This window comes from Butyricicoccus sp. AF35-5AC (genome assembly GCF_003477715.1).
Lineage (GTDB): Bacteria > Bacillota > Clostridia > Oscillospirales > Butyricicoccaceae > Agathobaculum > Agathobaculum butyriciproducens.
In genome coordinates this window covers 83944-95451 of sequence record NZ_QUDX01000003.1, presented here as the reverse complement: position 1 = coordinate 95451, position 11508 = coordinate 83944, and the positions used below count along the sequence as shown (strand labels likewise).

Here is an 11508-nt window from a genome sequence, read left to right as displayed (position 1 = left end):
CATACAAAAACCGCCTAACGGCGATTTCTTGATTATTTACTAAATTATGTAGTGGTGCATTCAATATCGCACAACATCTTGTGTCTGCTTATCTCTTGCTTATATATTCTACCGCCGAAACACCGCCCTGTCAAGGCGCTAAATTCTTTTTGGCACATTTGCAAGAAAAGCACTATTTTTATTGGAGCATTCTCTAAACTTTTCCTCTTGACTCGAAAAATTTATCAGAAAAGCGCGACAAATTCCACAAAGTTTCTCCTTTATTTTCTCCGTGGTAATTTCTCCCGCAAAAAAGCAGATACACTATATATGGTATCCGTTCTATTCCCCATCGCAAGACGAAAAAAGAACCCCGGAACAGGATTCCGAGGTTCTTTGGTTTCGATCAGAAAATGATCTTATGCCTTGCCGTTGCAGCCCAGAACATTGATCAGCTTGTGGGTAACCATGTCCTTGACAGCCTGACGAGCCGGCTTCAGGTACTGGCGCGGGTCGAAGTGATCCGGATGCTCAGCGAAGTGCTCGCGGATAGAAGCGGTGATAGCCAGACGAATATCGGAGTCGATATTGATCTTGCAGACGGACAGCTGTGCAGCGTGACGCAGCTCTTCCTCCGGAATGCCGATTGCATCCGGCATCTTGCCGCCGAACTTGTTGATCTTGTCAACAAACTCACGCGGTACGGAAGAGGAACCGTGCAGTACGATCGGGAAGCCCGGCAGACGCTTGGAAACTTCCTCGAGTACGTCGAAACGCAGCGGAGGCGGAACCAGAATGCCCTGCTCGTTGCGGGTGCACTGATCCGGGGTGAACTTGTAAGCGCCGTGAGAGGTGCCGATTGCGATAGCCAGAGAGTCACAGCCGGTGCGGGTTACGAACTCCTCAACCTCTTCCGGATGGGTGTAGGAGGAATCCTCAGCGGAAACCTTTACGTCGTCCTCTACGCCAGCCAGGGTGCCGAGCTCAGCCTCGACAACAACGCCGTGAGCGTGAGCATACTCTACAACCTTCTTGGTCTCCTCAACGTTCTCGTCGAACGGACGGGAGGAGCAGTCGATCATAACGGAGGAGAAACCGCCGTCGATGCAGGACTTGCAGGTCTCGAAGTCCGGGCCGTGGTCCAGATGCAGAGCGATCGGAATGTCCGGGCACTCCTTAACAGCAGCCTCTACCATCTTAACGAGGTAGGTGTGGTTTGCGTAAGCGCGTGCGCCCTTGGATACCTGCAGGACTACCGGAGCGTGCTGCTCCTGGCAAGCCTCGGTGATACCCTGAACGATCTCCATGTTGTTCACGTTGAAAGCGCCAACAGCGTAGCCGCCGTCGTAAGCCTTCTTGAACATCTCAGTAGTAGTAACTAAAGGCATGGGAATACTTCCTTTCTGATAAAAACTGAATCTTAAAAATTCTGCTTTTATTCTATCAGTTAAGCATGCTAAAATCAAGTCCATATCCAAAAAATCCTGTCATTTTTTCGCCGAATTCCTGCGGCAACTTTGCCAAAATTGCCAAACCTGCCGAAAACGCAGGATTTTCATTGATTTTTTTCATATTATATGATACTCTTTATGAGTAAGAAAATGCATGGCACAGCTCTGCGTTTTAATTTGCTTAGGAGGTTTTATCAATGAGTGAACTGAAAGGCGCTTGCGTCATCGGTCAGTCGGGCGGCCCGACTTCCGTAATCAACTCTTCTGTTCTGGGTGCGCTGGAGGCAGCACTGGACAATCCGTCCATCACCCGCGTATTCGGCATGGCACACGGCATCAAGGGCCTGCTGAACGACGACCTGTATGATATCGACAAGGAAGACCGCGACGAGCTGGCTCTTCTGCGCTACACCCCGTCCTCTGCTCTGGGCTCCTGCCGCTACAAGCTGGCTGATCCGGATGTTGATGACACCGATTACAAGCGCATCCTCGAGATCTTCAAGAAGTATGACATCCGTTACTTCTTCTACAACGGCGGCAACGACTCCATGGATACCTGCAACAAGGTTTCCAAGTATATGATGAAGTCCGGCTACGAGTGCCGCGTAATGGGCATTCCGAAGACCATCGACAATGACCTGTTCGGCACCGACCACTGCCCGGGCTTTGCTTCCGCTGCTAAGTATATCGCTACTTCCTGCATGGAGATCTATCAGGACGCTCGCGTATACGACACCGGCATGGTCTGCATCGTAGAGATCATGGGCCGTCACGCTGGCTGGCTGGCTGGTGCTGCCGGTCTGGCTACCGCTATGGGCGCAGGTCCGGATCTGGTTTACCTGCCGGAGACCGACTTCGACATGAAGAAGTTCCTGGCTGACGTAAAGCGCATCTACGACGAGAAGGGCAACTGCCTGGTAGCTGTTTCCGAGGGTATCCACTACGCTGACGGCTCCTTCGTATCCGAGGCTAAGACCTCTGCTACCGACGGCTTCGGCCATGCACAGCTCGGCGGTCTGGCTTCCATGCTGGCTGACACCGTTAAGAACGAGCTGGGCTGCAAGGTTCGCGGCATCGAGCTGAGCCTGCTGCAGCGCTGCGCTGCTCACTGCGCTTCCAAGACCGACGTTGACGAGTCCTATATGTCCGGCAAGGCTGCTGTTGAGAATGCAGTTGCAGGCAAGACCGACTACATGCCGGGCTTCAAGTGCACCCGTGACGAGAACGGCTACAAGTGCGAGATCGAGCTGCTCCCGCTGTCCGAGGTTGCCAACACCGAGAAGAAGGTTCCGCGTGAGTGGATCAACGAGGAAGGCAACGGCGTAACGCAGGAGTTCGTTGACTACGCTCTGCCGCTCATCAACGGCGAGAACGTTGGCCCGAAGGTATCCGGTCTGCCGCGCTTCGCTAACCTGAAGAAGATCAAGGCTGAGGCTTAATCTTTTCGGTTTAACTGAACAGAGCGTGCCTTGCGGTGCGTAATCAAAACGGGTAGAGCCGCAAGGCTCTGCCCGTTTGCTTTTAAGAGGAATTTCCTGTATGAATCTTTTTCAATCCAAGAAAAATCTGCTGCTGCTCGTATCTTCGGTCATCGTCTGGGTGGGCGTGTGCCTGCTCGCCATGCACTGGAACACCGTGTATGACGGTGCCGTCGGCGGGCCTCCCACCTATCTGTGGGTGTTCGCGCCGGTTGCGCTCATCTTCAACATTTTTATGAACAGCAGACCCAGTAATCCCGACGGCAGGGACCACAGCCGCTGGGCGCAGGCGCTGCTCGTCTTTCTGGTGGCGCTGATGCTGTTTATTGCCCTGCTGTCCGGCATGAACCCGCTGTATGAGATCAGCTTCTGGTGGATTGCGGCGCTGATCGTGCTGTCCTTCATCGGCCTGCTGATCGGCAAGTGCATGAACCATCCTCTGCAGGAGGCTTCGCTGCGGCAGTCCGCCTATACCATCTTCCTGCTGTACCTGTCCTACGCCATCGCGCAGCTTGGCATGATCGCCGTGCTGCATCCGGTGTCCGTTGACGAAATCATCCGCACCGGAGAAGCGGCTGGCGGTGCAAGCGGCGAATATGTCGGTCGGCTGACCAGCGATACCGCAGAGCACCCCCTCGGCGTGTATTTCTTCACCAGCGCGGATAAATCGCAGTGCTACTACTACGATGTGCTGACCGGCGAAGCCACTGACGATTATCACAGTTCCTACAAACCCGCTTAACAAATCGAGGTGTTCCTATGTTTGAAATCATCAAGGACCCGACCTTTGCCGAGCGCAATATTCCGCTCGGTATCCTCGAAGTCACCTATCCCGACCGTTCTGCATGGAATATAACGAAATTTTACGACCTTGTTCACGCAGAACTGGATGCCCTGCGCGAAAAGTATGCCGACTACGACCGCAAGGCTGTTTTCGGTGAAAATCCGTATTTTCGCTTCTTCAAGAAGTTCAAGAAAACCTATCCGGTCATGCAGCAGTTTGAATCCGTGATGTTCAAAGGCCGTCCCTTCCCGGAGGACGACCCGGTGATGGGTGTTCCCTTCCTGCTGGAGCTGACCACGTTCGTACTCTCCGGCACGCATGACATCGACCGCATGGACGGCCCGCTGACCATCTTCACGCCGAGCGAAAAGCTGCCGTTCCTGGGCATGCGCGCCGCAAGCACGCATACCTACCCGAAGGACATCTGCGGACGCGATAGCTCGGGTATCATTTTCAGCATGATCGCCGGTGCGGACGACCGAACCTGCATCCATCCGGACAGCCGCCATGTGTTCCATCCCGTGTTCGGCACGCCGGATACCGATAAGGCGGTTATCGAGAACGCACTCCGGCGGCTCGAGTTCTTCGTGAAGGTTCTGGCACCGGATGCAGAAATCGAAAGCCGCATCATTTAAGCGATTGCAGTAATGGAAAATTGAAAATGGAGAATTGAGAATTGCGGTATCGCGCACAGCGCGATGATTTAATCCCGCCTTTCAGGCGGCTCCTTCATTTTCCATTTTCCATTCTCAATTCATCTCTAACGAAAAAAGCTCTCTGAACAAAGTTCAGAGAGCTTTTCTTATCTGTGCTTACTTTTTCAGCGTTTTTGCAAAGCTGTCCTTAAGGGTAACAATGCGGTTGAATCGGCCGCTCTCGCGGTCCTTGCAGTAATAGCCCATGCGGACAAACTGGAAGCGCTCGCCTTCCTTGGCATCAGCCAGCGACGGCTCGAGCTTGCAGCCGGTCAGCTTCTTGAGCGAATCCGGATTGAGGTAATCCAGATAATCCGTGCCCTCCGGTACGTCATTAACGTTCTCGAGGGTGAACAGATTATCGTACAGATACAGGTCCGCGTCGATGGCGTGCTCGGCAGATACCCAGTGAATGGTGCCCTTGACCTTGCGACCGTCCACCGGCATGCCGTTGCGGGTCTCAAGATCAGCCGTGCAGCGGATTTCCACGATCTCGCCGTTGTCGTCCTTGACGATCTCGTTGCACTTGACGATATACGCGCCCATCAGACGAACCTCGCCGTCCGGCTTGAGGCGCTGGAACTTCGGAGGCGGAACCTCCGCGAAATCGCTCTTTTCGATATACAGCTCACGGGTGAACGGAACCTTGCGGCTGCCTGCTTCCTCATTGCGCGGATTGTTCGGCACTTCGAACTCCTCGCACTGCCCCTCCGGATAGTTGGTGATAACCAGCTTGACCGGCTCGGTGACTGCCATGCGGCGCAGCGCGGTCTCGTTCAGCTCCTCGCGGATGCAGTGCTCGAGCAGCTTGATGTCAACCAGCGAGTTGGCCTTTGCGATGCCGGCGCGCTGTACAAAATCGAGGATAGCGCTCGGCGTGTAGCCGCGGCGGCGCAGCGCACACAGCGTAGGCATACGCGGGTCGTCCCAACCCTCAACGTGCTTTTCAAATACCAGCTGACGCAGGTAACGCTTGGACATAACGGTGTGCGTTACGTTCAGGCGGGCAAACTCGCGCTGCTTGGGATGATGCGGCAGCGGGCAGTTGTCAACCACCCACTCGTACAGCGGACGGTGGTTCTCGAACTCAATCGAGCACATGGAGTGCGTGATGCCCTCAAGTGCGTCCTGAATCGGGTGTGCAAAGTCGTACAGCGGATAGATGCACCACTTATCGCCCTGACGGTGATGGTGTGCACGCACGATACGGTAAATCACCGGGTCGCGCAGGTTCATGTTCGGACTTGCCATGTCGATCTTTGCACGCAGCGTCTTGGAGCCGTCGGCAAACTTGCCGTCGCGCATATCCTGGAACAGCTGCAGGTTTTCCTCAACCGAACGGTCGCGGTACGGGCTCGGCTTGCCCGGCTCGGTCAGAGAGCCGCGGTACTGGCGCATTTCCTCCTGCGTCAGATCGTCAACATACGCCTTACCGTCCTTGATCAGCTGTACCGCGCAGCTAAAGCAGGTCTCGAAGTAGTCCGAGCCGTAATACACACCGCCGCTCGGCTCCTCGCCGGTCAGCCACTTGATGTCCTCCCAGATGGAGTCTACATACTCGGTATCCTCCTTGACCGGGTTGGTGTCGTCATAGCGCAGATTGAACAGGCCGTTGTATTTTTTCGCGATAGACCAGTTGATGAAGATGGCCTTGGCCGAGCCGATGTGCAGATAACCGTTCGGCTCCGGCGGAAAGCGGGTGTGGATGCGCTCGGAAAGACCGTTTTTAATATCCTCGTCGATGATTTCTGTGAGGAAGTTGTTTACATTCTCTAACATTTATTATTCTCCCTTGGAATTGAGAATTGAAAATGGAAAATTGAAAATTGCGGTATCGCGCTGCGCGCGATGATTTAATTCCGCCCTTTGGGCGGCTCCTTCATTCTCCATTATCCATTTTACATTTTCCATTATTCAGAGCGCATCTGCGCACTTAGACAGGCGTTCCAGAACCTTATCCTTACCCAGAATACCCATTACGGTCTGGAGGTCCGGTGCGTTCTGGCGGCCCGCCACTGCTACGCGGACAACCATGGACACATCACCGACGGCGCCCTTATAGGTGGACGGGTCAGCCTTATACGCCTTGGTATCGGCGGCGTAGCCGTGTGCGGCAGCGATCTGCTTCATCTTGTCGAAGAAGCCGTCCGGCGTATCGTTCTCGTCGAACATGCCTGCAAAATCGCTCAGAATTGCCTTGGCGTCCTCAGCGGAAACGCGCTCCGGCATGGTGTAATCCGGCTGGAACAGCTCGTCGAACATGAAGTCCATATAGCCCTTGGCATCCGACCACAGCGCGAGGTCCTTGCGCGGCTTTTTGCCGCCGCGGCCGATGGCGAGGTACGCCTTGGAGAATGCCGGGTCGCGGGTCAGCAGTGCGTTAAACTCCTTGTCGTTGACAGCAGACCACTCGGCAACAAAGTCGTAAACCTGCTCTGCCGTCATGCGCGAAATAACGTTCTTGGAAACGTCGCGCAGCTTTTCAATGTCAAACAGCGCACCCGAGCCACTCATCTTCTTGGTGGTGAACTGGAAATCGTTCATCGGCAGGTCCGGATTTGCGCGGCGCCACTCCTCGAAGTTGGAGTTGAGGAGCGTCATCAGGTACTCCAGTACCGCCGGCACCGGATAGCCCTCCTGCGCGTAGAACGTCAACGCCAGTTCCGGGTCCTTGCGCTTGGACAGCTTGCGCTTGCCGCCGGTCTCCGGGTCGATCTTCATCAGCTGGGCGGTGTGTGCGTACTTCGGCGCCTTCCAGCCCATCGCGCGGAACAGCTGCAGGTGTACCGGCAGCGTTGCCAGCCACTCCTCACCGCGGACAACGACGGTCGTGCCCATCAGATGGTCGTCCACAACGTGTGCAAAGTGGTAGGTCGGGATGCCGTCGGACTTGAGGATAACCACGTCCTGATCGTTCTCGGTGACTTCCATCTTGCCCTTTACGAGATCCTCGTGGCGGATCTTGTGCTCAATGCTGCCCTCCGAGCGGAAACGAACAACATACGGCGTGCCCTTGGCAAGCTCTGCCTCGATGTCCTCCATCGGACGGTCGCGCCATACGGCGTACTTGCCGTAGTAGCCGAAGTTTTCCTTGTTCTTCTCCTGCTGCTCGTGTGCGGCGGAGAGCTCCTCCTCGGTGCAGAAGCACGGGTACGCCATGCCGCGCTGCACGAGGGACTTGACGAAGGTCTGGTAGATCTCGGCACGCTGGCTCTGTCGGTACGGACCGTAGATGCCGGTCTCACCGTCAGTCGTTGCACCCTCGTCGAACGGCAGGCCGAACGACTTGAACGCGTCGATGATCATCTGCACGCCGCCCTCTACCTCACGCTTACGGTCGGTGTCCTCAATACGCAGATAAAATACGCCGTCGGACTGGTGCGCCAGGCGCTCATCCACCAGTGCGCCGTACAGGTTGCCGAGGTGCATGAAGCCGGTCGGGCTCGGGCCCATACGGGTTACCTTTGCGCCCTCGGGCAGCTCGCGCTTGGGATAGCGAGCCTCCATCTCCTCCGGCGTGGTATTGATATGCGGAAACAGCAGTTCCGCCAAACGGTTGTAATCCATTTATCTCTCACTCCAACTCGTTAGACTGCGCGGAGACGCGGTTTGTGCGCTCCACGAGTGTTTTTCCCATAATAGTATTATTTTAGCACACGATTGCGGTCTGTGCAAGACGTAAACTGCGGTTTCGCTGCTTCCTGCGCATATAGAATGGGCGCCAACCTTTGGCGGGGAGGTTCGCCGCACCCGCGGCGGCGGGCAAGAGGGTAGACACCTGCGGTTTCTACCCTCTGATTTTCACCCTTTCCCTAACGTGGGAGTGTCGCTTGAGAAGCGAACGGAACTGCGCTGACGCCGCGCGGGCGCACAAGAGGACAGACACCTGCGGTTTCCGCCCTCTTATGAATCTCCCCTTTCCCTTAGATAGCCTGGCGCAGATTGCCGACATGTGACCGCTGCGAAATGGGGGAACGGCAGAGGATTTTTCCTCTGCTACGGACGAACTACCTTCGGAGTCCGTCCTCTTGAGCAACCTGTTCGCAGGGTCAGATACATTACTGCTACACATGTGATTTCATCTAAGCAGGCGCGGCATAGCAGTGCCGCGCAACTCGTAAGTCTGGAGTTTGCGGACAGCACCTACGGATTAGGCGTTCGGTGCAATTTATCCTCGCAGGCCCTGTCCATCATAACGCGCTGACGAATTGCGCGGCACTGCTATGCCGCGCCTGCGTAGAGTAAACCGCCTGTGTAGCAGTACGCTGTCTGTGAACTGCGAAAAGGCGGAGAAAGACACGCTGAGGTAACCCGACTGCCGTTCCCCTATTTCGAAGCGGTCGCCGCTCTCCGATTTTCGCCAGGCTAAGAAATAAGGGAAAGGTAGGAGTTCAAAGAGGAAGGGAAACCGCAGGTGTCCCTTCCTTTTTGCCCCCGCGGCGGGCGCCGCAACGTCCCTGCCGTCCGCAGACGGCGAATCCCCCCACTGAGGTTCAGCCCCCCCCGCCCGTTAGGGGCGAACACGCTGACGCAGTTCGCGCACCCCGCTCAGCCGGTGCTGAAAAAACTGCCGCCCGGACAGGGCGAACCCGCTAACGCAACTCGTGTGCCCCAGTGAATCGGTGCAGAAAAACAAAGGAAACGGCACAGCTTACGCCATGCCGTTTCTGTTTTACGGATTCTCCGCCGGAGCATTCGTCCCATTCGCCGTATTCGGCTGCTTCGCCGCGTTATTGTTATCTCCGGTCACGGCGTCTGCGCCGTCGCGGATGGCGTTGCCTGCCTCATCCATCGCGTCTCCGACGGCGTTGCCTGCATTGTCCACGCCGTTGCGAACATCATCACCGACGGTATTCGTGTTGGTGTCGTGCCGCTCATCAACAGTGTTGTTATCCACCGCGTTGTTGGTGCCATTGCCGTTGTCTGTGCCGTTATCCTTGCTGTTGCTGCCGCAGCCGCAGACGAACAGCATCGTCAGCGCCGCCAGCAGGGCGATCAGCTTTTTCATAGCAGTCCCTCCTAATCTGTTTCCGTTAGTATGAGACTGCTTTTTCAAATTTATGCACCGAAATCAATTTTTTTGAGGTGATGTAACACGACCGAGCAGGTCAGTCCCGTCACCAGTCCGAGCGGCACGCTCATCACGAGCAGGAACGGCAGATATGCGATCACGGCCCAGTTTTTCAGCCAGATCACAGCCGCTGCCATCTGCCCGATATTATGCGCCGCGGCGCCGCCTACGCTCACGCCGAACAGCGAGCAGAATCTGCCTTCGGCTTTGAGCAGGATCCCCATCACGATGAGCGACAGCAGACCGCCGAACAGCGAGAACAGGAACGCCGACACGCTGCCCATCAGCAGCGAGGAAATGGCAACACGCGTTACCACGATGGCGAATGCGTCTCTCGCGCTCAGCCGCGTGAGCGCAAACAGCGTCACCACATTCGCCAGCCCTAATTTGACGCCGGGCACGGGCACGATGGCATCCAGCGGGAACATGCGCTCAACCAGTGAGAGCACGACAGCCACCGCCGCCAGCATGCCGCAGAGTGTCAATCGTTTTGCATTTTTCATGTGCTGCACCCCTTACGATACCACAGTGTCGATGCCGCTGTCATTCACGCCGACCAGCTTGAGCACCACGCGGTGCGGCAGACAGACCGCCGCCTGTCCGGCATGGGTAAGTGTACCGGTGCGCACGCACACCTGATCCCGACAGTCTGCGTCCGCCATTTTCGCCGTTTTGCCCGAGAGCACAATCGTGTTGCCGTCCAGCTTGATCGTGCGGTCGGTCGCGTCGGTCAGCTGTACCCGCTCGATGAGCGTATCGTTCTGCCAGATCTCGGCGTACAGCTTGTCACCGGAGCTGTGGAACGCCAGCGCTGCCGCCAGTGCGCCTGCCATCACCAGAACCACGCCGATGATAACGAAATCACCGAATTTCAGCTTATTCCGCATAGTTGTATCCTTTTTTCTCGCCGAGGAACTCAAACGCGTAGTCCTCTGTCTTGGATGTGGTGTACACCTGCTTGTCCGAGGTAATGAACACCGCTGCAATCTTATTTTCCTCGCAGAATTTCATACCCTTATCCAGACCCATGACGAACAGCGCCGTTGTCAGCGCATCCGCCCTGGTCGAGCAGGGATCAATGACGGTCACGCCGCGCAGGCCGCTGTCCGCCGGATACCCTGTTGCGGGGTCAAAAATGTGGTGGTAGCGTTTGCCGTCCTGCTCAAAAAAGCGCTCGTAATCGCCCGAGGTAACAACCGAGCCGTCACGCAGCGACACCACCGCAATCGAGTCCGTGTTGTCGTCCGGATCGGCAATGCCGATATTCCAGTTGTCCGTGCCGCTGTCTGCGGTTTTGCCGCCGTACATCTCGACATTGCCGCTCAGCCGCGCCAGAACGTGCCACTGATCCGAGGTGTCGCTCTCCACCATTTCGTGCACGATGTCGCCTGCGTAGCCCTTGCCGATACCGCCCAGATCGACCTGTGCGCCGTTCAGCAGCTGCACCTGATTGTTGCCGAGCAGCTTGACGTTCTGATAGCCGACATGCGTCAGCGCTTCATCAATCTCGCTCTGCGCGGGCACACGCGCGTTGTCCGTGCCGATGCCCCAGAGGTCGGTCAGCGGCGCCATCGTCGGGTCAAACGCACCGTTTGTCGTCTCGGCGTACTCGAGCGCTTTCTCAAGCGCGGTGTATGTGTCATCGCTCACCTCGGTCGGCTGACCGTTCGCGTGATTCAGCTTGTAGAGATCGCCCGCCTGCTGCGTGCGCGAGAGCGCCGCGTCCAGCTGGTTGACGCGCTGCTCGATCTTAATCGCCATGTCCTCTGCCGCGCTTTCGCTCTTTTCACTTGACACATCGACCGACATGTAGGTGTCCATCGCAAAAAAGTCCTCGGTGGTAGTATAAAGCTGTGTACTGCTGCCGCTTGAGCCGCAGCCGGACAGCGCAAGCAGCAGCATCGCCGCTGCAAGATAGCGTTTCATAGCATTGCTCCTTTGTTTATACAATACGAAATCACTGTACATTATACCGCACGTTCCCGCAGCGCGCAAGTATCATATAAGACAAAAAAACAGCACCGAACCGTCGGCTGTCGCGAAACTACAG

At 56.2% G+C, this 11508-nt stretch carries 11 protein-coding genes; 3 read left to right on the top strand and 8 right to left on the bottom strand.

Annotation, left to right across the window (positions count from 1 at the left end; genetic code table 11):
• Nucleotides 1–398: 398 nt before the first annotated feature.
• Together fba and DWZ82_RS15845 are read right to left on the bottom strand one after the other, a co-directional pair.
• Nucleotides 399–1367, bottom strand: a complete 969-nt coding sequence (gene fba, locus DWZ82_RS05695; RefSeq protein WP_118479436.1) for a class II fructose-1,6-bisphosphate aldolase — start codon at nucleotides 1365–1367, stop codon at nucleotides 399–401.
• Between the two features lie 55 nt (nucleotides 1368–1422).
• Nucleotides 1423–1551, bottom strand: coding sequence for a hypothetical protein (locus tag DWZ82_RS15845; RefSeq protein ID WP_256372130.1), 129 nt, complete (start codon nucleotides 1549–1551; stop codon nucleotides 1423–1425).
• A 76-nt stretch (nucleotides 1552–1627) separates the two neighbouring features.
• On the opposite strand from DWZ82_RS15845, the gene DWZ82_RS05690 reads away from it, so the two are divergent.
• The 3 genes from DWZ82_RS05690 (at nucleotide 1628) to DWZ82_RS05680 (ending at nucleotide 4327) form a co-directional block, all read left to right on the top strand.
• A complete protein-coding gene (locus tag DWZ82_RS05690) occupies nucleotides 1628–2869 on the top strand; it encodes a 6-phosphofructokinase (protein WP_110437089.1) in 1242 nt (413 codons plus the stop codon).
• Between the two features lie 100 nt (nucleotides 2870–2969).
• Nucleotides 2970–3650 carry a hypothetical protein gene (locus tag DWZ82_RS05685; RefSeq protein ID WP_118479434.1) on the top strand — a complete coding sequence of 227 codons (681 nt, stop codon included), beginning with the start codon at nucleotides 2970–2972 and terminating at the stop codon, nucleotides 3648–3650.
• A 17-nt stretch (nucleotides 3651–3667) separates the two neighbouring features.
• Nucleotides 3668–4327, top strand: coding sequence for a hypothetical protein (locus DWZ82_RS05680; RefSeq protein WP_118479432.1), 660 nt, complete (start codon nucleotides 3668–3670; stop codon nucleotides 4325–4327).
• Between the two features lie 177 nt (nucleotides 4328–4504).
• On the opposite strand, the gene DWZ82_RS05675 is transcribed toward DWZ82_RS05680, so the two are convergent.
• The 6 genes from DWZ82_RS05675 to DWZ82_RS05650 form a co-directional block, all read right to left on the bottom strand.
• The gene (locus DWZ82_RS05675) at nucleotides 4505–6166 is read right to left on the bottom strand and encodes a glutamine--tRNA ligase/YqeY domain fusion protein (RefSeq protein ID WP_118479430.1); all 1662 of its coding nucleotides are present in this window, start codon (nucleotides 6164–6166) and stop codon (nucleotides 4505–4507) included.
• Between the two features lie 135 nt (nucleotides 6167–6301).
• Entirely contained in the window at nucleotides 6302–7954 is a 1653-nt protein-coding gene (gene gltX / locus DWZ82_RS05670) for a glutamate--tRNA ligase (protein WP_118479428.1), read from the bottom strand.
• Between the two features lie 1105 nt (nucleotides 7955–9059).
• Nucleotides 9060–9395, bottom strand: a complete 336-nt coding sequence (locus DWZ82_RS05665; protein ID WP_118479426.1) for a hypothetical protein — start codon at nucleotides 9393–9395, stop codon at nucleotides 9060–9062.
• A 50-nt stretch (nucleotides 9396–9445) separates the two neighbouring features.
• Nucleotides 9446–9961: a Gx transporter family protein gene (locus DWZ82_RS05660; protein ID WP_118479424.1), complete on the bottom strand. Its 516-nt coding sequence runs from the start codon at nucleotides 9959–9961 to the stop codon at nucleotides 9446–9448.
• 12 nt (nucleotides 9962–9973) lie between these two features.
• Nucleotides 9974–10345: a NusG domain II-containing protein gene (locus DWZ82_RS05655; RefSeq protein ID WP_118479422.1), complete on the bottom strand. Its 372-nt coding sequence runs from the start codon at nucleotides 10343–10345 to the stop codon at nucleotides 9974–9976.
• Nucleotides 10335–11384 carry an FAD:protein FMN transferase gene (locus tag DWZ82_RS05650; protein ID WP_158575104.1) on the bottom strand — a complete coding sequence of 350 codons (1050 nt, stop codon included), beginning with the start codon at nucleotides 11382–11384 and terminating at the stop codon, nucleotides 10335–10337. The genes DWZ82_RS05655 and DWZ82_RS05650 overlap by 11 nt, the downstream gene beginning before the upstream one ends.
• Nucleotides 11385–11508: the final 124 nt, after the last annotated feature.

What these genes read in the sequence shown, in the direction of transcription:
- fba (WP_118479436.1), bottom strand. Translation starts at nt 1,367, where the DNA reads ATGCCTTTAGTTACTACTACTGAGATGTTCAAGAAGGCTTACGACGGC.
- DWZ82_RS15845 (WP_256372130.1), bottom strand. Translation starts at nt 1,551, where the DNA reads ATGAAAAAAATCAATGAAAATCCTGCGTTTTCGGCAGGTTTGGCAATT.
- DWZ82_RS05690 (WP_110437089.1), top strand. Translation starts at nt 1,628, where the DNA reads ATGAGTGAACTGAAAGGCGCTTGCGTCATCGGTCAGTCGGGCGGCCCG.
- DWZ82_RS05685 (WP_118479434.1), top strand. Translation starts at nt 2,970, where the DNA reads ATGAATCTTTTTCAATCCAAGAAAAATCTGCTGCTGCTCGTATCTTCG.
- DWZ82_RS05680 (WP_118479432.1), top strand. Translation starts at nt 3,668, where the DNA reads ATGTTTGAAATCATCAAGGACCCGACCTTTGCCGAGCGCAATATTCCG.
- DWZ82_RS05675 (WP_118479430.1), bottom strand. Translation starts at nt 6,166, where the DNA reads ATGTTAGAGAATGTAAACAACTTCCTCACAGAAATCATCGACGAGGAT.
- gltX (WP_118479428.1), bottom strand. Translation starts at nt 7,954, where the DNA reads ATGGATTACAACCGTTTGGCGGAACTGCTGTTTCCGCATATCAATACC.
- DWZ82_RS05665 (WP_118479426.1), bottom strand. Translation starts at nt 9,395, where the DNA reads ATGAAAAAGCTGATCGCCCTGCTGGCGGCGCTGACGATGCTGTTCGTC.
- DWZ82_RS05660 (WP_118479424.1), bottom strand. Translation starts at nt 9,961, where the DNA reads ATGAAAAATGCAAAACGATTGACACTCTGCGGCATGCTGGCGGCGGTG.
- DWZ82_RS05655 (WP_118479422.1), bottom strand. Translation starts at nt 10,345, where the DNA reads ATGCGGAATAAGCTGAAATTCGGTGATTTCGTTATCATCGGCGTGGTT.
- DWZ82_RS05650 (WP_158575104.1), bottom strand. Translation starts at nt 11,384, where the DNA reads ATGAAACGCTATCTTGCAGCGGCGATGCTGCTGCTTGCGCTGTCCGGC.